Origin of the sequence: Cupriavidus sp. U2 (assembly GCF_009663685.2) — a bacterium.
Taxonomy (GTDB): domain Bacteria; phylum Pseudomonadota; class Gammaproteobacteria; order Burkholderiales; family Burkholderiaceae; genus Cupriavidus; species Cupriavidus necator_C.
In genome coordinates, this window is record NZ_RCOG02000027.1 from 417,940 (window position 1) to 439,468 (window position 21,529).

19 protein-coding genes are annotated in these 21,529 nt (G+C 66.9%); 15 read left to right on the forward strand and 4 right to left on the reverse strand.

The window, feature by feature from the left end:
- Positions 1-61 precede the first annotated feature (61 nt).
- From fliL to fliR, 7 genes are all read left to right on the forward strand, one after another.
- Positions 62-550, forward strand: coding sequence for a flagellar basal body-associated protein FliL (gene fliL, locus D9X30_RS21490; protein WP_066742072.1), 489 nt, complete (start codon positions 62-64; stop codon positions 548-550).
- A 149-nt stretch (positions 551-699) separates the two neighbouring features.
- Entirely contained in the window at positions 700-1,710 is a 1,011-nt protein-coding gene (gene fliM / locus D9X30_RS21495) for a flagellar motor switch protein FliM (RefSeq protein ID WP_153945858.1), read from the forward strand.
- Positions 1,703-2,170 carry a flagellar motor switch protein FliN gene (gene fliN / locus D9X30_RS21500; protein ID WP_153945857.1) on the forward strand — a complete coding sequence of 156 codons (468 nt, stop codon included), beginning with the start codon at positions 1,703-1,705 and terminating at the stop codon, positions 2,168-2,170. Before fliM ends, fliN begins: the two co-directional genes overlap by 8 nt.
- Positions 2,167-2,688, forward strand: coding sequence for a flagellar biosynthetic protein FliO (gene fliO, locus D9X30_RS21505; RefSeq protein WP_153945856.1), 522 nt, complete (start codon positions 2,167-2,169; stop codon positions 2,686-2,688). The genes fliN and fliO overlap by 4 nt, the downstream gene beginning before the upstream one ends.
- Positions 2,685-3,494 (forward strand): flagellar type III secretion system pore protein FliP, encoded by an 810-nt coding sequence (gene fliP, locus D9X30_RS21510; protein WP_228770751.1) that lies wholly within the window; start codon positions 2,685-2,687, stop codon positions 3,492-3,494. Before fliO ends, fliP begins: the two co-directional genes overlap by 4 nt.
- Positions 3,495-3,506: 12 nt before the next feature.
- Positions 3,507-3,776, forward strand: coding sequence for a flagellar biosynthesis protein FliQ (fliQ, locus tag D9X30_RS21515; protein ID WP_061958832.1), 270 nt, complete (start codon positions 3,507-3,509; stop codon positions 3,774-3,776).
- Positions 3,777-3,809: 33 nt separating this feature from the next.
- Positions 3,810-4,595: a flagellar biosynthetic protein FliR gene (gene fliR, locus D9X30_RS21520; RefSeq protein ID WP_249641039.1), complete on the forward strand. Its 786-nt coding sequence runs from the start codon at positions 3,810-3,812 to the stop codon at positions 4,593-4,595.
- 21 nt (positions 4,596-4,616) lie between these two features.
- Here fliR and blaOXA read toward each other — a convergent pair whose 3' ends face one another.
- Positions 4,617-5,441, reverse strand: coding sequence for an OXA-1206 family carbapenem-hydrolyzing class D beta-lactamase (gene blaOXA / locus D9X30_RS21525; RefSeq protein ID WP_153945855.1), 825 nt, complete (start codon positions 5,439-5,441; stop codon positions 4,617-4,619).
- Between the two features lie 144 nt (positions 5,442-5,585).
- Here blaOXA and D9X30_RS21530 point away from each other — a divergent pair, with 144 nt between their 5' ends.
- From D9X30_RS21530 to D9X30_RS21540, 3 genes are all read left to right on the forward strand, one after another.
- The gene (locus D9X30_RS21530; protein WP_153946090.1) at positions 5,586-7,271 is read left to right on the forward strand and encodes a hypothetical protein; all 1,686 of its coding nucleotides are present in this window, start codon (positions 5,586-5,588) and stop codon (positions 7,269-7,271) included.
- 82 nt (positions 7,272-7,353) lie between these two features.
- Positions 7,354-8,862, forward strand: a complete 1,509-nt coding sequence (locus tag D9X30_RS21535; protein WP_249641040.1) for a metallophosphoesterase family protein — start codon at positions 7,354-7,356, stop codon at positions 8,860-8,862.
- A gap of 44 nt (positions 8,863-8,906) precedes the next feature.
- Positions 8,907-10,181 (forward strand): cytochrome-c peroxidase, encoded by a 1,275-nt coding sequence (locus D9X30_RS21540; protein WP_228770779.1) that lies wholly within the window; start codon positions 8,907-8,909, stop codon positions 10,179-10,181.
- On the opposite strand, the gene D9X30_RS21545 is transcribed toward D9X30_RS21540, so the two are convergent.
- Positions 10,142-11,782: a methyl-accepting chemotaxis protein gene (locus D9X30_RS21545; protein ID WP_249641053.1), complete on the reverse strand. Its 1,641-nt coding sequence runs from the start codon at positions 11,780-11,782 to the stop codon at positions 10,142-10,144. The two genes, D9X30_RS21540 and D9X30_RS21545, sit on opposite strands and share 40 nt — an antisense overlap.
- Before the next feature lie 331 nt (positions 11,783-12,113).
- On the opposite strand from D9X30_RS21545, the gene D9X30_RS21550 reads away from it, so the two are divergent.
- The 3 genes from D9X30_RS21550 (at position 12,114) to D9X30_RS21560 (ending at position 16,033) form a co-directional block, all read left to right on the forward strand.
- Positions 12,114-13,316 carry an NnrS family protein gene (locus D9X30_RS21550; RefSeq protein WP_153945851.1) on the forward strand — a complete coding sequence of 401 codons (1,203 nt, stop codon included), beginning with the start codon at positions 12,114-12,116 and terminating at the stop codon, positions 13,314-13,316.
- Positions 13,317-13,457: 141 nt separating this feature from the next.
- Complete coding sequence (locus tag D9X30_RS21555; RefSeq protein WP_194946443.1) at positions 13,458-13,898, forward strand: nuclear transport factor 2 family protein; 441 nt, start codon at positions 13,458-13,460, stop codon at positions 13,896-13,898.
- Between the two features lie 473 nt (positions 13,899-14,371).
- Positions 14,372-16,033, forward strand: coding sequence for a sensor histidine kinase (locus D9X30_RS21560; RefSeq protein WP_153945849.1), 1,662 nt, complete (start codon positions 14,372-14,374; stop codon positions 16,031-16,033).
- Here the strand turns inward: D9X30_RS21560 and D9X30_RS21565 are convergent.
- Positions 16,030-16,467 carry a response regulator gene (locus D9X30_RS21565; protein ID WP_249641041.1) on the reverse strand — a complete coding sequence of 146 codons (438 nt, stop codon included), beginning with the start codon at positions 16,465-16,467 and terminating at the stop codon, positions 16,030-16,032. The genes D9X30_RS21560 and D9X30_RS21565 overlap by 4 nt on opposite strands.
- A complete protein-coding gene (locus tag D9X30_RS21570; protein WP_153945847.1) occupies positions 16,430-18,889 on the reverse strand; it encodes an ATP-binding protein in 2,460 nt (819 codons plus the stop codon). Before D9X30_RS21570 ends, D9X30_RS21565 begins: the two co-directional genes overlap by 38 nt.
- Before the next feature lie 302 nt (positions 18,890-19,191).
- Between D9X30_RS21570 and D9X30_RS21575 the strand changes: the two genes are divergently transcribed.
- A complete protein-coding gene (locus D9X30_RS21575) occupies positions 19,192-20,700 on the forward strand; it encodes an NCS1 family nucleobase:cation symporter-1 (RefSeq protein WP_153945846.1) in 1,509 nt (502 codons plus the stop codon).
- A gap of 19 nt (positions 20,701-20,719) precedes the next feature.
- Positions 20,720-21,457 (forward strand): aspartate/glutamate racemase family protein, encoded by a 738-nt coding sequence (locus D9X30_RS21580; protein ID WP_153945845.1) that lies wholly within the window; start codon positions 20,720-20,722, stop codon positions 21,455-21,457.
- The last annotated feature ends 72 nt before the right edge of the window (positions 21,458-21,529 follow it).

The following is a 21,529-nucleotide window of genomic DNA, read 5'->3' on the forward strand; positions in this document are numbered from 1 at the left end:
ATCGGCCCTTTGCTTACCTGCGATTCAGGAAGAATGGCAGGCATTCCGACACAGGCATCTCATGGCGAACACGCTTTCCCCCTCCCAGACTGGCGGCACTTCGAGCAAGCGCGGCCGACTGCTGCTGATTGGCGGCGGCGTGCTGGTAGTGGTGCTGGCTGCTGGCGGCTTTTTCCTTGGCAGCATCCTCAGCAGCAATCATCAGCCGGCAGCTCCGGCTGCCCCGGTGGTGCCGCCGCCGATCTTCGTGCCGCTGGATGCGTTCACCGTCAACCTCAAGAGCGAGGACGGCGACCGCTTCCTGCACACCGGCCTGTCGCTGAAGGTGGCGGATGCCGACACCCAGGGACGTCTGGCGCAGTATCAGCCGGAAGCACGCAGCCGCATCCTGCTGCTGCTCTCGGCACGCCAGCCGGCCGATCTGGCCACGGTGGAAGGCAAGCGCAAGCTGGCCCAGGACATCCAGGCGGCGATCAGCCAGCCGTTTGCCCCGGGTCTGCCGCCGCAGAAGATCCTGGATGTCTTGTTTACTTCGTTCGTGGTGCAGTAACGCTGCTGTCCGCACCGCGAACCCTGAGCCAAACCGATAGATATGAAACTGCCCGCCGAACTTCTTTCCTGCCGTCGCGTGACGCGCGACGTCTGAAGCCGGACATGGACCGTTTCATCCTCACAGCCGTTCACGGGGCAGGACACTAGATGGCCTACGACAAGTTCCTCTCGCAGGACGAGGTAGACGAACTACTGAAAGGCGTATCCGGCGAAGCCGATACGCCAGCGGCCAGCGCACCGGTCGTCGAAGAAGGCGGTGTGCGGCCGTACAACCTGGCCAACCAGGAACGTATCGTCCGCGGCCGCCTGCACACGCTCGAAATCATCAACGAGCGTTTTGCCCGGGCACTGCGTACCGCGCTGTTCAACTTCATCCGCCGCGGCGCAGACATCTCGGTCGGCACGGTCAGGATCGAGAAGTACGGCGATTTCGTGCGCAACCTGCCGGTGCCGACCAACCTGAACCTGGTTCACATGAAGCCGCTGCGGGGCACCGCACTGTTCGTGTACGACCCGAACCTGGTGTTCCTTGTGGTCGACAACCTGTTCGGCGGCGACGGACGGTTCCACACCCGCGTGGAAGGCCGCGACTTCACCCAGACCGAGCAGCGCATCATCCGCCGTATGCTGGACCTGACGCTGAACAGCTACAGCCAGGCCTGGCGCACCGTGCATCCGATCGAGTTCGACTATGTCCGCTCGGAGATGCACACCAAGTTCGCCAACGTGGCCGGCCCGAACGATGCCGTGGTCACCACGGCGTTCCACATCGAACTGGGCGCCGTGGGCGGGCAACTGCATATCTGTATCCCCTTCTCGATGATCGAGCCGCTGCGCGATCTGCTGATGAATCCGCTGCAGGACGAAGTCGAGGTGGACAAACGCTGGCTCGGCCAGCTTTCCAACCAGCTGCGTGCCGCCGAAGTGGAACTGGTGGCCGAATTCGCGCACCTGCGCAGCACCGTGGCCGAGGTCCTGGCCATGCGTGAAGGCGACGTGCTGCCGATCGAACTGCCGGAGAAGATCTTCGGCAAGGTTGACGGCGTGCCCGTCATGCAGTGCGGTTTCGGCACGATGAACGGCCAGTACGCACTGCGCGTGGAACGAATGATCAATTACCAAGACAGCGATCCCAACAAGGAAACCGATCATGACTGACGGCACTCAGGACAAGCCGGTCGATCCGATGGACGATTGGGCCAGCGCCCTGGCGGAGCAGACCAGCGTCGAACAGGCTGCGCCCGCTGCCGAAGCGGCCACTACCACGGCGCCGGCAGCCTCGGCCATGCCGACCGCCACGCCCGCGGCTTCCACCGTATTCCCGCCGCTGGCACAGGAAGCACCGAGCGGCTTCCACAACGATATCGGGATGATCCTCGATATCCCCGTGCAGCTGACCGTGGAACTGGGCCGCACCAAGGTGCCCATCAAGAACCTGCTGCAACTGGCGCAGGGCTCGGTGGTGGAACTCGACGGCCTGGCCGGCGAACCGATGGACGTACTCGTGAACGGCTACCTGATCGCCCAGGGCGAAGTGGTGGTGGTGAACGACAAGTTCGGCATTCGCCTGACGGACATCATCACGCCGTCCGAACGTATCCGGAAGCTCAACAAATGACAGCCGCCTCGCGCCGGTCCGCAGCTGCCGCGCGCATTGCCTCGGGCATCGTCCTCACGGGCGGTGCCGCGACCGGCGCCCAGGCCGCTGATGCCGTGCGCGGCACCGCCCCGGCGGGCAACCCCGCCAGCAGTGCCGCCGCCAGCCACGCGTTCGCCAGCAATGCGCCGGCGATCAGCAGCAGCGGCAGCCTGGCCCAGGCGGGCCTGGGCCTCTTCGCAGTCATCGCGCTGATCCTGGGCATGGCCTGGGTTGCGCGCCGCACCGGCCTGGTTCGCCACGGCGCCGGCAACGCATCGATCAAGGTCGTGAACAGCCTGGCGCTGGGCACGCGCCAGAAGGTTGTGACCGTGGAAGTTGGCGATACCTGGCTCGTGCTCGGTGTCTCGCCCAACGAAATCCGCCCGCTCCATACGCTTCCGGCACAGCCGGACAGCGGCGCGCCGCCGACCCCGCCCATGCAGGGCGGCTTCGGCGAACGCCTGATGCGCGCCATGCAGGAAAACCTCAAGAAATGAAATCGCCGCGTGCCGCCGCTGTCGAGCAGCTACCCGTGAAGCCCTTCGTGCGTCCGTCGCGCGTGGCGGCCGCCCTGCTGGCCCTGCTGCCGCTGGCGCTGTGGCTCGCACCCGACGCCGCGCTGGCGCAGTCGCTGCCGGGCGTCACCAGCCGCGCCGCCGCCGGTGGCGGCCAGGTCTGGTCGCTGTCGATCCAGACGCTGGTCCTGCTCACGTCGCTGTCGTTCCTGCCGGCGGCCATGCTGATGATGACGGGCTTCACGCGCATCATCATCGTGCTGGGCCTGCTGCGCAACGCGCTGGGCACGGCGTCGTCGCCGCCCAACCAGGTGCTGGTGGGCCTGTCGCTGTTCCTGACGTTCTTCGTCATGTCGCCGGTGCTCGACAAGGTCTACGCCGACGCCTACAAGCCGCTGTCCGAAAACCGCATCAGCCTGGAGGCCGCCGCGGAGCGCGCCGCGGTGCCGGTACGTGCGTTCATGCTGCGCCAGACGCGCGAGAAAGACCTGGCGCTGTTCGCCCAGATGGCCAAGACGCCCGAAATGCAGAGCCCGGACGACGTGCCGTTCTCGGTGCTGGTGCCGGCCTTCGTCACCAGCGAACTGAAGACCGCGTTCCAGATCGGCTTCACGATCTTCATTCCGTTCCTGATCATCGACCTCGTCGTGGCCAGCGTGCTGATGGCGATGGGGATGATGATGGTGCCACCCGCCACCATTTCGCTGCCGTTCAAGCTGATGCTGTTCGTGCTGGTCGATGGCTGGCAACTGCTGCTGGGGTCCCTGGCGCAGAGCTTCATGAATTGACGGGAGCTTGAGATGACACCCGAGATGGTCATGACGATCGCCACGCAGGCGATGAAGATGACGCTGATGCTGTCCGCCCCGCTGCTGCTGGTGGCGCTGGCCGCCGGTCTGGTGGTAAGCCTGTTCCAGGCCGCCACGCAGATCAATGAAATGACGCTGACGTTCATTCCGAAGCTGGTCGCGCTGTTCGTGACGATGGTGCTGGTCGGCCCGTGGATGATCAACACGTTCGTCGACTACATGCGCGAAGTGTTCCAGGGCATCCCCGCCCTGGCGCACTGACCCTCCCCCGCTTCCCCGCAGGACCCAGGCACCGTGTTCGAGGTCACCACCGACCAGATGTACGGGTGGATCGCCGCCTTTCTCTGGCCGATGTTCCGGCTGATGGCGCTGATCTCGACCGCGCCCCTGTTCAGCGAGTCCACCATTCCGCGCCGCGCGAAGATCCTGCTGGCGGCCGCGCTGGCCACGATCGTGTCGCCCACGATCGGGCACATTCCCACGGCACCGATCTATTCGTACGAAGGCCTGCTGGTCGTCATGAACGAAGTGGGCATTGGCGTGGCCATGGGCTTCTCGATGCGGCTGATCTTTGCCGCCGTGCAGATGGCCGGTGAAATCATCGGCCTGCAGATGGGCCTGTCGTTCGCGGCGTTCTACGACCGGTCGTCGGGCGGGCAGACGATGGTGCTGTCGCGCTTTCTCAATATCGTGGCCACGCTGATGTTCCTGTCTCTGGATGGCCACCTGATGATGCTGGCCGCCCTGGTGGACAGCTTCCAGGGCGTGCCGATTGCCGGCGTGCCGCTGTCCGGGCACGGGTGGGGCGTGGTGGCGCGTGCGGGATCGATGGTCTTTTCCTCCAGCATGCTGCTGGCGCTGCCGATGATTGCCGCGCTGCTGACCCTGAACCTGGCCATGGGTATCCTGAACCGCGCATCGCCGCAGCTGTCGATCTTCGCGGTCGGCTTCCCGGTGACCCTGCTCGGCGGCATGCTGGTGATGGCGCTGTGCATGCCGGAGATGGGTGTCTACATGCAGCACCTGGTCGACACCGGCCTGCAGACCGCTGCCCAGGTACTCGATCAGCTGGCGCCCTGATCCCCGGCCGCCGCTACGCCGTCAAGGCAGCGCGCCCACCTGCCTGAGCACCGCGCGGGCAATCTCCTGCCGCTTTGCGCCCACCTCGGGGCGCGGCATGTCCAGGTTCATCGCGAAGACATAGGTATCGTCGCCGCGCGTGACCCAGCCGACCCACCAGCCCACATCGACCTTGCCCGATGTGGCCCAGCCGGTCTTGGCGCGCAGCGTGTAGGCCGGCGTGCTTTCGATGGTCAGGATGTCGTCGAGCGCCGCGAAGCTGTGCTCCGAGATCAGCGGCACCTTGTGCGCGGCGGCGTTGCCGAGGAAATCGATCTGCTGGTACGTGGTGATCTGCAGGCGGCCGTTGAGCCAGAAGCGGTCCACCGGGCCATCGACATCGGCGTTGCCGAAATGGGCGGCGCGCAGGTACTTGCGGTACTGCGCGGCCCCCACCCGGCGCGCGAGCGCCTGGTAGGCCGGCACGCAGGAGTTCTTCAGCGCCACGCGCAGCGCCACTTCGCCATTGCAGACCTCCGGCAGGATCGGCTTCCCATGGTGCATCCACACCTTGCCGTCCCACGGCAGCTTGTCGTTGTCGACGTCGGCCACCGCGCCGGTCTCCAGGCCGATCAGGGAATTGAAGATCTTGAAGGTCGATGCCGGCGAATACGGCGTGGCCGCGCGCCTGGGGTTGTAGGTCAGCATGCGCTGCTGGCGTACGTCGTAGACCACCATGGTGCCGTCCACGCCGGCGGCGTCGAACAGCGGTTTGGCATCGATGGGGACTTCGGCGGCCTGCACGGTCATGGCTGCGCAGGCCAGCCATAGCGGCATCAGGAAAAATCGGGCAAGTCTGTTTCGCATATCAACACGCTATGAGTTTTGTGGTTATCGGGGTTGTCGTCATGCAGACGGTTGGCAATCCAGGCCCGGATCGTGGTGCGGAGCATAGGCGCAGTCCTGCAGGCCGCCAACCGGCGCAGCTGTAACACGCGTAACATGGCGGCCATGCCCGCCCCCGCGCCCTCCCGCTCCATCGTCGCCATCGACCTGTCCGGTCCTTACCGGGTGGGCGAGCACGCCGCGCGCTACCAGTCGGTCTGGTTGCTCGCGCGGATCTGGCTGGCCGCCTCGCGCGATCACGAAGACCTGGGCGCGCCCACCGTGCGCGCCCGTTTTTCCGATGCCGCCAACGTGCGCATGATCGTCTCGCGCGCGTTCGCGGACTTCGCCCAGTGGGGTGTGCCGGTGGGCTGGGGCCATGACAAGGCCATCGGCATTTCCGCATTGCGCACCGACGGCCGCAGCCGGGGGCCGTTCTGGATGTCCGCCGCCACGGCGGAACGGCTGCGCTTCACGGCGCACGGCAAGCCGCTGGGCACCGCGGGCGTGGCGCGCTGGCTGGGGCAGTCACCGGCCGGCGATACCACGCCGGCCGCCGAGGCCAGCGGCGAGGGGCTGCAATACGTGATGCGCGACATGGCGTTCTGGCGCCATCTGACGCAGGCGATGCGCGGCGCGCAGGATGGCTTCGCGGGCGTGCTCGACCACGGCGTGGCCGAGTCGTTCCGGGCCGCGCAGCGCACCGCGGCCGACGACTTCCAGCAGGCGCTGTCGCTACTCAAGGAAAGCCTGGCCTGGCGCCGCAGCGATCGCCTGGACAAGAGCCGCGCGGCATTGCGCCGCTTCGAGCGGATCGTGGTGGCCGGCGGCGTCAACGCGGCGCTGCCCACGTTCGCGGCCATGGCGCATGTGGTGCGTGCCTGGGAACACTACGCGCGGGGCCAACTCGACGCGGCGCAGCGCGAACTGGGGCGGCTGTCGGGCGATGCCGAGCTGCGTCCCGTCGTCCGCTATAACCCGCGCATCCGGTTCGAAACGCTGAACCTGGAAGCCCTCGTCCACAAGAGCATCGCGCTGCGGCCGGAAGCCCCGCATGGCCGCGCCAGGACGGATCGGGCCGGACCAGCAGCCGCACAGACCAGTGCGACGCAGCGCCAGGACGCCGCCCGTCAGGCGCTCGATGCCTTCGCCGGCGCATTGCAGGCTGCCTACGAGGCCGACTCGGTCGATGCGGTACAGCATGCGGCAGCCAATATCGGCTGGTCGCTATGGCTGTTCTGGCGCTATCGGCTGGTCGATGTGGCGCGCGAGATGGCGCCGGGCGATGTCCAGCGGCAGGCCATGCGCTGGTTGGGGCTGTCGGAATGGATCTGCGACCGTTTCGGGGTCGGCGGCGGCTCCGCGTGGAACACAATCTTCCTGCTACGCGTGGCGCGGGGCAGTGTCAGTGACGGCGCGCCAGCGTCGCTCGCCGCGTTCCGCGCCTTGCAGCCTCTGACGATGGCGGCGGCCATCGACGCCCTGCGACCGTTTCACGCGCCGTTTGCGCCGGCCAAGGGCTTTGTGCGCTGGTCGTCCGTGGCGGCGTTCGCGCTGGAGGAACACGACGCCGGCCACGCCTGCTACAACGCCCTGCAGCTGGCCAACCTACTGCTTGAGTTGGCCTGGTACCTGACCCACGAGCAGGGCGCCTCCGCGCAGGCGTACGGCGCCATCGAGCGGCTGGCGACGCAACTCGGCGCACTGCGGGCTGCCGAGCGTGGCTTCTTCCATTCGGAAATCCGCGGCTTCCCGCCCGAACTGCGCGCGGCTGCCGCAGAGGCCGCCGCGCGCGCCAGGCGCTCGCGCTGAGCGTCCGAGGCGGCGGCGCGGGCGTCATATTTCTTTCACACCGCGCAGGTACGGTGTCGCCCCACACAGGGGAGAAACCAGAATGCGCTCACAAAAGACCTTCGGCTTCGTGGCCGGCGTGGCGGCGCTGGCTGCCGTGGCGGCTTTGCACGGCTGCGGCAGCGACGACAACAACAGCAATGGCGGCACCAACAATCCGCCCGCAGCCACACCCGCGCCCGATGCGGCCACGGCCAGCGCCAACATCCAGGCCGCGTGGGTCGAGATCGGCGATGGCAACCAGGCCATTGCCCGCGTGGTGACCAGTTATACGGCGCCGGCCGGCGCCGCCGCGAATGCGCAGTGCCCGCTGCTGACCGTCGATGGCACCGCGGCGCGCATGACGTTGCGCGTGGGCCCGGCCACCGTGCCGCTGCGCACCACGGCCAGCGCGGCAGCCGACTCGAAGCCGTCCGAATTCCCCGTTGCCGTCTGCGAAGCCACGCTGCCAGCCACCGCCACCAGCGCCGCCATCGGCACGCAGGCGCTGCCGCTGCCGAAGGCGACGCCGCAACGTATCGTGGTGCTCGCCGACACCGGCTGCCGCCTGAAGAAGGCCGACAACGCCTGGCAGGCCTGTACCGACACCGAAGCCTGGCCGCTGGCGTCACTGGCTGCGACGGCGGCGGGGTTCAATCCAGACCTCGTGCTGCACATCGGCGACTACCACTACCGGGAGAATGCCTGCCCGCCCGACATCGCCGGCTGCCAGGGCAGCCCATGGGGCTATGGCTGGGACACGTGGCAGGCCGACCTGTTCAAGCCCGCCGCACCATTGCTGGCCAAGGCACCCTGGGTGGTCGTGCGCGGCAACCACGAGGAATGCGCGCGCGCCGGCCAGGGCTGGGCCCGCTTTCTGGATACCCGCCCCTACGATGCAACGCGCTCGTGCGACGATCCGGCCAATGACGCCATCGCCAACTACGCCGAACCGTATGCGGTGTCGCTGGGCGGTGGCTCGCAGGTGATCGTGTTCGACTCGGCCAAGGCCGGCAAGACCGCACTGGCAACCAGCGATCCGCAGTTCATTGCCTACCAGAAACAGTTCCAGACCGTGGCGACACTGGCCGCGAAGACGGGCATGACCACCACGATCTWCACCAACCATCACCCGATCCTGGGCTTCGCCCCGGTTGCCGGCGCAAACCCGGCGCCAGGCAACCTGGCGCTGCAATCGGTGATGTCGAACCTGAATGCGCAGGCGTACTACCCGCCCGGTATCCAGCTGGCGCTGCATGGCCACGTGCATGACTTCCAGGCCATCAACTTCGCGTCGGCGCATCCGGCGACGATCGTCTCGGGCAACGGCGGCGACAACCTGGATGTGGCCCTGCCCGATCCGCTGCCGGCCGGCAGTGTCCCCGCACCCGGCACGACGATCGACCGCATCACCCATCACGCAAGCTTCGGCTTCCTGGTGATGGACCGTCATGCATCGCCGGCCACGGGCTGGCAGTTCAAGGCATACACCAAGGCCGGCAAGCTGCTGGCCACCTGCGACCAGACCGGCAGCACGCTTGCCTGCGACAAGACCGGCTTCCTGACGCCCTGATGCGGAATCCGTTTCGCCGAAATGGCGTGCCCGCCGCCCGTGCGATGCTGCTGGCATGGGCGCTGACATCGCCCGTGCTGGCCGCGGAAACGGTGCTGCTGCCGGGTGCGCCTCCCGCCACGGTGGTGGCCACCATCGGCAGCGGCACACCCAAGGTCGCCGCCAAGTTGAATGCCACCGCTGCCGTGTTCCGTCCGGACCCGGCACTGGTGACGCTGGGCCGCCGCGCGTTCTTCGATGCGCGCCTATCGATGCCGCGCGGCCAGTCTTGCGCCAGCTGCCACGATCCCGCCCGCGCGTTCTCGGCCACGCTGCCCGCCAGTACGCCGGGCGTGACGCAGGGCAGCCGCCCCGGTCATTTCAGCCTGCGCAATCCGCCTTCGCTGCTGTACGTCCGCTACGTGCCACGCCGGCATTTCTACCAGGACGACGATGCCCCGGCCGCCTCGCCGTTCGGCGGGCTGTTCGCCGATGGCCGCGCCGACACACTTGCCGAGCAGGTACGCGGGCCGCTGCTGGACCCCAACGAAATGAACAACGGCACGCCGGCCGGCCTGCTGCGCAACGTCAACGGCACCGACCTCGCGCCCGCCCTCGCCGCGCAGTTCGGGCCCGATGTGCGCCGCGACCCGGAGGCGCTGCTGCGCGCGCTGGGCGCCGCGCTGCAGGCCTACATGCAGAGCGACGAGATGGCGCCGTTCACGTCGCGCTTCGATGACTACCTGCGCCGCCGCACGCCGCTCACCGTTCAGGAAACCCGCGGGCTGGCGCTGTTCAAGAATCCGGACAAGGGCAATTGCATGAGCTGCCACACGCTGTCCGATACGGCGAGCCGCCCCGAACGTTCTCTGTTCACCGACTTCGGCTACGACGCGATTGCCGTGCCACGCAACCGCGCGCTGCCCGCCAACCGCGATCCGAAGCATTTCGACAACGGCCTGTGCGACACCGCGCGGCGCCTGCGCTGGCCCGAGCCCACGCAATGGTGTGGCTATCTGCGTACGCCGGGCTTGCGCAACGTGGCGGTGCGCCAGCGTTTCATGCACAACGGCGTGTTTGCCACGCTGCGCGACGCCGTGGCGTTCTACAACACACGCTCGATCGATCCGGGCAAGTGGTACCGCGACGGCAAGGTCTTCGACGACGTTCCCGCCGCCTACCGCGACAACATCAACGTGAATTCGCCGCCGATGAACCGCAAGCCGGGCATGCCGGCCGCCCTCACCGACGGCGAGATCGATGACATCGTGGCGTTCCTGCGCACCCTGACCGATGCCGCTTACGTGAACGCGATGCCGCCCGTCGAAGCCAGGCGCTGACCTGCCGCCTGGGCTGCCTGGCCGCGCTGACCGCCGGTCCCCGGCAGCTTGAAGAAGGCCACGGCATCGGTCAGCATCTTGCCCTGCTCTTCGAGGGACTTCGACGCAACGGCGGCTTCATGCACCAGCGACGCGTTCTGCTGGGTCACCTGGTCGATCTGCACGATGGCCTGGTTCACCTGCTCGATGCCACGGTTCTGCTCGGCCGACGCCGCCGCGATTTCGCCGACGATATGGGTCACACTCGCCACGGCCTGGGTGACTTCCACCATGGTCTGGCCGGCCTCGCTGGCCAGCGTCGAACCGGCCCGCACCTGCGCCACCGAGGCGTCGATCAGTTCCTTGATCTCCTTGGCGGCGTTCGATGAGCGCTGCGCCAGACTGCGCACCTCGCTGGCCACCACCGCGAAGCCACGGCCCTGCTCGCCTGCGCGCGCAGCCTCCACCGCGGCGTTGAGCGCCAGGATGTTGGTCTGGAACGCGATGCTCTCGATGATGCCGGTAATGTCAGCGATCTTCGACGAACTGGCGCTGATGCCCTCCATCGTATCGACCACGAGCCCCACCCTGCCGCTGCCCTGCTGCGCCACTGCGGCGGCATTGCGCGCCAGTTCGCTGGCCTGCCGGGCGTTGTCGGTGTTGTGGCGTACCGTGGCGGTCAATTCCTCGATGCTTGCCGCCGTTTCTTCCAGCGACGCCGCCTGCTGTTCCGTACGGCTGGACAGGTCCATGTTGCCGCTGGCGATCTCGCCGGTGGCAACCGCGATGCTGCCGCTGCTTGCGCGCACGCGTACGACCGTTTCGGCCAGCCGGTCGTTCATGTCGCGCAGCGCGGCCAGCAGGCGGCCCGGCTCGTCCTGGGAATCCACCTCGATCCGCATGCCGACCTCGCCTCGGGCTACCGTGCGCGCCACCTCGACCGCGCGCTGGATCGGGCCGGTAATGGCCCGCGTCAGCAGCAGCCCGCCAAAGATGCCGAACACCACGGCGGCAATCGCCACCACGATCAGGAACGCGCGTTGCCGCGCGTAGTCGTCGTCGAGATTGCGGATCATCTCCTCCTGACGCTCGCGCGTGAAATCCGCGTAGTCGCGCGTGGCCTTGACCAGCGCGGCCAGCAGCGGCCGGCATTCGGCGTTCATCTTGGCAATCGCGGCGTCTTTCTTGCCGTCTAGCGCCATCCCGACGATGTCGGTCGCCACGGGGCCGTAGCGCGACTCGATGCGGTCGATCTCAGCCACCAGGCTGCGCGCGCCTTCGCTGACCCCCTCGGCCATGACCATCTGCTTGAGCTTGCCAAGGCGCGCACCCACATCGCCATGGGCCTTGAGCACCTCGGCCTTTTCCGTGTCCAGATCGGCCTGCGTCGTCACCAGCACCAGGTTACGCGCGGCAATGGCCCGACGGTCCACGGCGGTGCGCACCTGGGAGGCCACTTCGGCCCGGGCGTTGAGCCCGTTGATATAGGCGGCAAAGCCCTCGGTAGACCGGCTCAGCGCACGGAGCGACAACCCGGACACCACCAGCACGACGAGCGCCAGCGTGCCAAACCCCGCGAGGAGCTTGGTCTTGATCGAAAGATCCCTGACTCTTTTCCCGATTCAACGGCCCAACGTCAGGCCAAAACACGATTGGAGCCACGGCGTGCGCCATGACCGACATCGCTGAGAGAACCCGTTCTAGTGGTATTGGCGGGCGTCGTTGCGCGCCGCTCTGATCAATGTCTGCTTTGTCTGGCTAACGGGTAGACAGGGCTTCGATTTACCCCTACGCGAGGAGGGGTTGAGGGTAAATCGCCTCGGTGTTTTCACTTACGCAACGGATTTCATGCGGCGCCGCTCCAGTAAATTGCATTTCATATGCATCTTTCCTAGAATCGACTCCGTCACACCGCACGTTCCTGCACGTCATCATCCCTTCGCGCTTCTCACCATGTCAGTCCTGCTGCAGATCTCCCCACCCTCGCGCACGCCCACCTATCGCGGCCTGCCCATCCTGGCGCTCGGCTTCCGTCCCTTCTACCTGCTGGCCGCGGCATTCGGCGCGATGGCCATGGCGGCCTGGGTGGCCATGTATCTGGGCTGGTGGATACCTGCCACGCAGCCGTGGCTGGGCAGCATGGCGTGGCACGCCCACGAGATGGTGTTCGGGTTCTCGGCCGCCGTCGTCGTGGGCTTTCTCTTTACGGCGGGCAAGAACTGGACGGGCCTGCAAACCCCGCAGGGCGCCTGGCTGGGGGCGCTGGCCGGTGTATGGCTGCTGGCCCGCGTGCTGATGTGGACCGGTCCCGCCTGGGCGGCCATTGCGGCCGATGTGGCCTTCCTTCCCCTGTGCAGCCTGAGCTTCTACAGCATCCTGCGCCGGGCCAGGAGCCGGCGAAACTACGGGCTGGCGATCGCGCTGGGCATCATGGGCGCGCTCAATATCGGGTTTCACGCCGCCCTTCAGGCAGGCCGCATCGACTGGGCACTGCATGCGGCCGAAGCGGCCACCGGTCTGGTGGCGATTTTCGTGACCGTGATCGGCGGGCGCGTGATTCCGATGTTCACCGCCAATGCGATTCCCGGCGCGCGCATCCGTCGCTGGCAGACGGTGGAACGCGGCGTGGTTGCGCTGACCCTGCTGGCTGCGGTTGCCGCCGCACTGCAGGCGCCCGCGTGGCTGACCGGCATGCTGGCACTGGCCGCGGCGGTTGCCCATGGCGTCCGCCTGCATGGCTGGGATTCGCATCGCACACTTCGCAAGCCCATTGTCAGCATCCTGCACGTCGCCTACGCGTTCCTGCCGATCGGCTTCATTCTGATCGCCGCTGCCGCCGCCGGCTGGCTCGACCGCTCCACGGCGCTGCATGCCCTGACTGTCGGTGTGATCGGCTGCGCCATCATCGCGATGGTCACGCGCACCGCCCTCGGCCATACCGGCCGCAGGCTTGAAACTGGCCGCATGGAGCACCTGGCCTATCTGTTCATGGTGCTGGCTGCCGTGGTACGCGTGGCTGGCCCGCTTTGGCTGCCAGAGCTGAAGCCACAGGCCATCGCGCTGGCCGGCGCGCTGTGGGTGCTGTCGCTGGTCCTGTATCTCGTCAAGTACACCCCGTTCCTGGCCCGTCCGCGCGTGGATGGCAAGGAGGGGTGACCCGCTGTCTCCCGGCCGCATCCCTCGCGTTGCGGTTCCGGCCCGCTGTGATACGATGACTTACAACTGCTCGCAACGATATTCCCCGCGGCGGTTGCCTCATCGACCCACCAAGTCACAACAGAACAAATGGGAGACATCATGCGTAGATTCACCGCGGCGCTGGGCGCCGCCATCCTGCTGGGCATTGCCGCCACGCCGGCCCTGGCGCAATCGGCCGACCAGGCCGTCAGCGCCGCCGCCGAAAAGCTGCGCGTGGCCATGGTTGATCCGGACCAGGCCACGCTGTCGGGCCTGGTGGCCGATTCGCTGAGCTATGGCCACTCCGGCGGCCGTATCGACACGAAGGCCAGCTTTATCGGCGACCTGCTCGACAAGAAGTCGGACTTCGTCAGCATCAACATTACCGACCAGACCGTGCACGTATCAGGCGACGTCGCGGTGATTCGCCACACGCTGTCCGGCGAGACGCTCGACAACGGCAAGCAGGGAACCGTGCTGCTCAAGGTGCTACAGGTATGGCAAAAGCAAGGCGGGCAATGGAAGCTGATTGCGCGCCAGGCGGTGAAGGCGGCTGCCTGAGCGACGCTACCTGTCTGGAAGTCCGGACACTGATAGGATGTCTGACATCCAACGATGGAGGTTTCGAGAGCATGGAAAGGGGCGCACCCGGATGGGGTAGCGCCCTTTTTCCTTGCGCGTCGGCGTGCAAATGCGCAAAACGCCGCAGCATCCGTGCGTCAGAGGACTTCCTGTACCATGTGGGCTCGCAGCATTACGCATCGCCGCCACGCCGGGCGGTGCGCTCGCCGCACACTTCGGGACCATCGGATCATCACCCGCGTGACTGAACACTCGACCCCATCCAGCCCTGCCTCACCATCGCCCCCTTTGCGTGACGTGCTGGCTGCCCTGCGCGCCGCCACGTCGGCCAGCGTGCGCGAGCCGGCAGAGGTCGCGCTGGCTTGCGCCGGGCGCAGCGGGCGTTCAACGATCTGCTGGCCCGTGTTGCCGCGCACGCCGGGTCCGGCGCGCAGTAGCCGCGCGATACGCTGATGCCTGACGCCCTCGAACAACAGCCGCCCCACCAACGTGCCTTCGATACGGGGGCGCTGTTCGACGCCCTGCCCGAATCCTATCTGGTGCTCAATGCGGCGCTCGAAGTCGTGGCCGCCAATGCCCGCTACCTGGCCATGGCCGGCCGCTCGCGCAATGATGTCATGGGCAAGTCGGTCTTCGACATCAATCCCTCGCTGTCCGCATCCCAGATGGCGGCACGCCGGGATTGGCTTGCCAGCACGCTCGACGACCTGCTGGAAGGCGAATCGCGTCTGTCGCCGCTGATCCGCTACGACGGCCACCCGGCTGGCACCGGCAATACCGAGCGATACTGGCAGGCCAAGGCGACGCGGCTGGACGGCGTATCGGACGCGGCATTCGTGCTCCAGGTCATGGACGTGACCGATCACATCGTCAAGACCGAACAGACCCGCCGCGAGCACGCCAAGCTGCGGTCGCAGGCGCGCCTGCGCCAGGTGCTCGTGGAAGAAGCCAATGCGGCGCTGCAAACGCACCGCAAACAGCTTGAGGAGCTGCTCGCGTTTGCCAAGGTTGGCGCGTGGGAACTCGACGTCGCCACCGGGTTCATGGCCTGTACCGACCAGTGCAAGGCCAACATGGGGCTGCAGCCGGACGACGCCATCAACGAGGCGCGGGTCTTTGGCGAACTGATGCACATCGACGACCGCGAGATGGTGCGTACCGCCATGACAGCGGCCATCGCCAGCCGCGTGCATTTCGAGGTGGAGTACCGCGTGCTCTGGCAGGACGGCACCATGCGCTGGCTGATGTCGCGCGGCGCCGCACGCTATCTCGGGGACGGCTCGGCCCAGTCGTTGATCGGCTTCACGATCGACATCACGGCGCGCAAGGCGTCGGAGCTGCACTACCAGGCAGTTGCCCAGGAAGAACAGCGCGCCCGCGAAGTGAGCGAACGCGGTGCCCGCGCCATGGACCATTTCGTGGCGGCGGTCAGCCATGAGCTGCGCTCGCCGCTGCACGCCATCCTTTGGTGGACCACGCTGCTGGAGCGCGGCACCGACCCGGCCCACGTGCGGCGCGCCGGGGAGGTCATCGAACGCAATACCCGCCAGCTGGCCCGCATGGTGGACGATCTGCTCGACAGCGGCGCCATTGCCACCGGCAAGCTGTCGGTGGATCTGCGCCTGCTGGACATGGCGGCCCTGGCGGCCACGGTGGCCGAAGATCTGCGTCTGGATGCGGAGTCGAGGAACGTGACGCTGATCGTCGCGCCGGCGCTGCCCTGCCCGGTGATGGCCGATGAGCATCGGATCAAGCAGGTGGTGCTGAACCTGCTGACCAATGCGCTGAAGTTCGCTGAGCGCGGCACCGTGGAACTGGCCGTCGCGTCGAACGGCGCGGACGTCGTGCTATCCGTGCGGGATTCCGGCGTGGGCATCGCGCCCGAAGCGCTCGAGCGCATCTTCGAGCGGTTCGAACAGGCCCACCGCGAACACGCCAATCGGGCGCCGGGGCTGGGCCTGGGGCTCTGGATGGTCAAGAACCTGGTGCTGATGCACAACGGCAGCGTGAGCGCGCACAGCGACGGACTGGGCAAGGGATCGATGTTCCGCGTGCAACTGCCGCTGGCGCAACTGGCGAGCGGCGCGCTAGCGGCAGGCAGCCGCGCAGGCTAGCGCGAGTACGGCGGCGGCTCGTTCAGCACGGCCCAGAACACGCCCAGGTCGTTGATGGCGGCCATGAAGTCGTCGAACTCGACCGGCTTCACCACATAGGCATTGACGCCCAGGTCATAGCTCTTGAGCAGGTCGCGTTCCTCGCGCGACGATGTCAGCATGACGACCGGCACGCGGCGCAGCCGATCGTCCGCCCGCACTTCGCGCAGCACCTCGTGGCCGTCCACCTTCGGCAGCTTCTTGTCCAGCAGGATCACCGCCGGATTCTCTTCCGGACGATCGGCATAGGCGCCTTCGCGGCGCAGGAAATCGAGCGCCTCCGCACCGTCGCGCACCGACACCACCGGGTTGGCAAGGCGGGTTTTCTGCAGCGCGATCAACGTCAGCTCGATGTCGTCAGGATTGTCTTCCACCAGCAGGATCGGCCTCAGCACGCTCGTTCTCCAGGTTTCTTGCATCTTTCAATACAGGCCGATACGGCTGGCCCGACGACACCGCCGCCAGCCGGGCCGCGGCCTCGGCGGCCGTTTCATTGACGCCGGCGGTGCCCTCCGGCACGAAATCACGCGGCAACGAAAACCAGATCGTGGCCCCGCGATCGACCTCGCCTTCGGCCCACGCCTTGCCGCCATGACGTTCGACAATACGCCGCACGCTGGCCAGTCCGATGCCGGTACCGGGGAATTCCTCCACGCGGTGCAGTCGCTGGAACACGCCAAACAGCTTGTCGGCGTAGCGCATGTCGAAGCCCACGCCGTTGTCGCGTACGAAGAACAGGTCCTGGCCTTCGAAGGCTGCCTCGCCGGGCATCGTGCCCACCTCGACCATGCCGGCAGGGCCTTCGGCATCGGCGCCGCGCGTGCCGGTGAATTTTATCGCGTTGGCGATCAGGTTCCGTAGCACCACGTCCATCAGCACCGGATCTGCCGTCACCTGGCCCAGCGCGCCGACCTTGTATTGCAGGCGCCGCGCGCCAAGCTCCTTGGTTTCCTCGGCCAGCAGGCGCTCGGCCAGCGCCCGCAGGTCCACGCGCTGCGGACGCAGGGCGGCGCGCCCCATCTGCGAGAACGCCAGCAGGTCGTCCACGAGCTTGCCGCCGAAACGTGCCTGCGCAATGATGCGCTCGACAAAATGCCGGCCGCGCTCCGACAGCCGGTCCTGGTCCATCTCGCGCAGCAGATCGGCAAAGCCGACGATATGACGCAGCGGCGCGCGCAGATCATGCGACACCGAATACGAGAACCCTTCAAGTTCGCGGTTCACGCGGCCAAGTTCCAGTGCCAAATGGGCCAGTTCCTCGGCACGCCGCAGCACGATGCCCAGCAACGCACCGCGAAACTCGGAGGCGATCTCCAGTTCCGCCGCCCGCCACGGTTCGCTCCGGCCGCGCACCGTCTGCGTCCAGACCTCGAAGCGCTCGCGCGGCGACAGCGACGCCGACAGGTCCGCCAGCCTGGCGCGCGGGTCGCCCGCCCAGCGGATGGTGCGCACCACCTCGGCCCGGAACCAGATCACGTAGTTGCGGAACATGCGCGACAGCGGCACCACGAGCATGCCGGCTGCCTCGGGGCCCACGCCTTGCGCAGCGGCATCGGTCCATTCGGTCGCGAGCTGGTCGGTGGCAAAGACGTCCTCGCCGCGCGTGTCGAGCCACGCCAGCAACCCTTCGATGGCCACGTCGGACGGGGCCTCGCCGATCCGGACGATACGCCCCTCGAACACCGCGGCCGCGCCCGTGGCACCCACCAGCGCCAGCAGGTCGTCAGCATTACCCGAGATGGCCTCGATGAAGTCGTCGGTATTGGCCATCGACGCCAGCAGCCCGGTCTGCCGCCGGCGCAGCGCCAGTCGGTAGCTGGCCTCGTCGTGATCCTCCCTGGCCCCCACCTGCAGCGACAGCACCTGCGCGATGTGCTCGCACGCCGTGCGCACTTCGAACGATGGCACGCGCGCCGTGGCGTGATGGCAGGAAATCAGGCCCCATAACCGCCCGCGCACGACGATCGACATCGACATCGATGCCCAGGCGCCCATGTTCTTCATGTACTGCACGTGCACGGGCGAAATGCTGCGCAGCGATGCGTAGGTCAGGTCGGTAGGCTGGCCCGTGGCGGGATGCAACGCCGGCACCAGCGGAGCAGCCACATAGTCGGCATCGGCGATCAGGCGAATGCGGTTGCGCACGTACAGCGCGCGCGCCTGCGGCGGGATGTCAGACGCCGGAAACCGCTGCCCCAGATAACTGGTGTAGCCGGCATCCATCGACTCGGCCAGCACGTGGCCGTGCCCCTCGTCGTCGAACGCGTACACCATGGTGCGGCCGAAACCCGTGATGCGATGCACTTCGTCTGCCGCCAGGCGCGCCAGCCCCTGGACACTGTCCACGTCCTGCGGGCTGTTGAAAAAGCTCCGGACCAGCGGATAGATCGATGCGAAGACGTCGGCGGTGCCGCGCGCGGGCTCGAATTCGACGATGCGCACGCCCTGCCAAATGTGGACGACGATGGCCAGTGGCGAATACAAGCCAGCCGCCGCGCCCTCGCGCAGGCCGCGCGGGTCCGCCACCGATCCGGCATAGAGCGGAATGCCATCGGCTTGCAGGGTGGCCAGCGCGTCGAGCGCCAGCGCGGCACCGTCACCGACCAGCGCCGCCAGCGGCTGGCCCAGCAACGGATCGATCTCGCCGGGCGCCCTGCCGGCCAGCAGCGCCGTGTTGGCGCTGGCCTGCACGACGTTGCCCGCATCGTCGACGCTGACCAGAAAGCCATGCGGCTGTATGCCGCCAGGAATATGAATCGGTTCTTTGGCGCAATCCCCGGCCGCTGCCGCCGCCGTGGATGTGGGGTGGTGAACCATGCTTGCTCCGCCTTGAGGCATGGCGCCGATTTTGGCACAGCCACGCGGCCTGCGCCCGCATTGTGCGGAATTGACAGCACATTGGCGGTCCCCCGGTAAAAACTGCAAGCGCCACGCACGGCGCATCCGGCGGCCGCCTGCATCGGGTCTACCCGCATTCGTCCCACGTTATGTTGACAATCAAAATTCCATGACCTACAACTTCGTAAACAAATAAAAACGATTTTGTAGACAATTTTGTAGTCATATCGAAATCAACGATGACCTGCGCAAGGTACGCAAGGCCACCAACGGAGACCGAAATGCCAGTGACAGCTTCGCCCGCCGTCGATACCATCGGCGCGCACGCCCCCGACAGCAACGCCGTGATCAAGCCAGGCTACGACGAGCGGCTGACCAATGAGGATCTTGCCCCGCTGCGCAAGCAGACCTGGGGCACCTACAACATTTTTGCGTTCTGGATGTCCGACGTGCACAGCGTGGGCGGCTACATCACCGCCGGCAGCCTGTTCGCGCTGGGGCTGTCCAGCTGGCAGGTGCTGCTGGCACTGCTGATCGGCATCGTGATCGTGCAGTTCTTCTGCAACCTGGTGGCCAAACCCAGCCAGGTCACCGGCACGCCCTACCCCGTCATCTGCCGCGCATCGTTCGGCGTGCTGGGCGCCAATATCCCCGCCATCATCCGCGGCCTGATCGCCGTGGCCTGGTATGGCATCCAGACCTACCTGGCCTCCAGCGCATTCCTGGTGCTGGCGCTGCATTTCTTCCCGCAGCTGACGCCCTACGCCGACCTGAAGCAGCATGGCTTTGCCGGGCTGTCCTCGCTGGGCTGGGCCGCCTTCATGACGCTCTGGGTGCTGCAGGCGCTGGTGTTCTGGACCGGCATGGAGACCATCCGCAAGTTCATCGACTGGGCCGGCCCCGCCGTCTACGTGGTGATGATTGCGCTGGCCATCTGGCTGGTCAACAAGGCCGGCATCGAGAACGTCAACTTCACGCTGAGCTTCCTGAAGTACCAGGGCTGGGATTCAGTGCCCGTGATGCTCAGCGCCATCGCGCTGGTGGTGTCGTACTTCTCGGGCCCGATGCTGAACTTCGGCGACTTCTCGCGCTACGCCAAGGACTTCCGGTCCGTGAAGCGCGGCAACTTCTGGGGCCTGCCGGTCAACTTCCTGGGGTTTTCGCTGCTGGTGGTGGTGACCACGTCGGCCACGCTGCCCGTGTTCGGCAAGCTGATCACCGACCCCGTGGAGACCGTCAGCCATATCGACAGCACCTTTGCGATGCTGCTGGGCGCGTTCACGTTCATGACCGCCACCATCGGCATCAACATCGTGGCCAACTTCGTGTCTCCGGCCTTCGACTTCTCGAACGTCTCGCCCAGGTACATCAGCTGGCGCACGGGCGGCATGATCGCGGCGGTGGCATCGATCTTCATCACGCCGTGGAACCTGTATAACCACCCGACGATGATCCATTACACGCTCGACGTGCTGGGTGCGTTCATCGGCCCGCTGTTCGGCATCCTGATCTCCGACTTCTTCCTTGTGCGCCGCCAGCGCGTGGTGGTGGACGACCTCTACACGCTGCGCAAGACCGGCACCTACTGGTACCGCCGCGGCTACAACCCCACCGCGGTGGCCACCATGATCCCCTCGGCCATCGTCCCCGTGCTGTGCGTGGTGATTCCATCGTGGCAGTGGCTGGCCAGCTACAGCTGGTTCATTGGCATGGGCATTGCTCTGGTGCTGTACCGCGCGCTCGCGCCGCGGCTGATGCCGGCCCACCTTGCCGATGCCCGCCAGGCCTGATTTCCACGTGAACGACACCATGAAAATCAAGATCATCAATCCGAACACCACGCAGAGCATGACCGACAAGATCGGCCAGTGCGCCCGGGCCGTGGCCCACGGCGACACCCGCATCGTGGCCGTCAGTCCCCGCATGGGACCGGCCTCGATCGAGAGCCACTACGACGAGGCGCTGAGCGTGCCGGGTATCCTGGACGAGATCCTGGCCGGCGAGCGCGAAGGCATCGACGGCTACGTGATCGCCTGCTTTGGCGACCCCGGCCTGTTCGCCGCGCGCGAGCTGGCACGCGGGCCCGTGATCGGGGTAGCCGAGGCGGCCATGCATGCGGCCAGCTTCATCGGCACCAGCTTCAGCGTGGTCACCACGCTGTCGCGTACCTGCAATATCGCCTGGCACCTGGCCGAACGCTACGGCATGGCGCGCTTCTGCCGCAACGTCCGCGCCAGCGACCTGCCCGTGCTGGACCTGGAGAAGCCGGGCTCCGACGCACGCCGCATCATCACGGAAGCCTGCCGCCAGGCGCTGGCCGAAGACCGCAGCGACTGCATCGTGCTGGGCTGCGCCGGCATGACCGACCTCTGCGACGAGATTGCCGACGCGATCGGCGCACCCGTCATCGACGGCGTCACCTGCGCCGTGAAGATGGCCGAGGCGCTGGTCTCGGTACGTCTGGCCACCAGCAAGCGGGGGGATTGGGCGCGCCCGCTGCCCAAGGCCTACGCCGGCATGTTGTCGCATTACGCCCTGAACGCGTGACGCCGGCGCACCGGTCCGGTGCCATCCGGCCCGGTGCAATGCCATTTTTGTGTACGATATGCGTAACTTTTG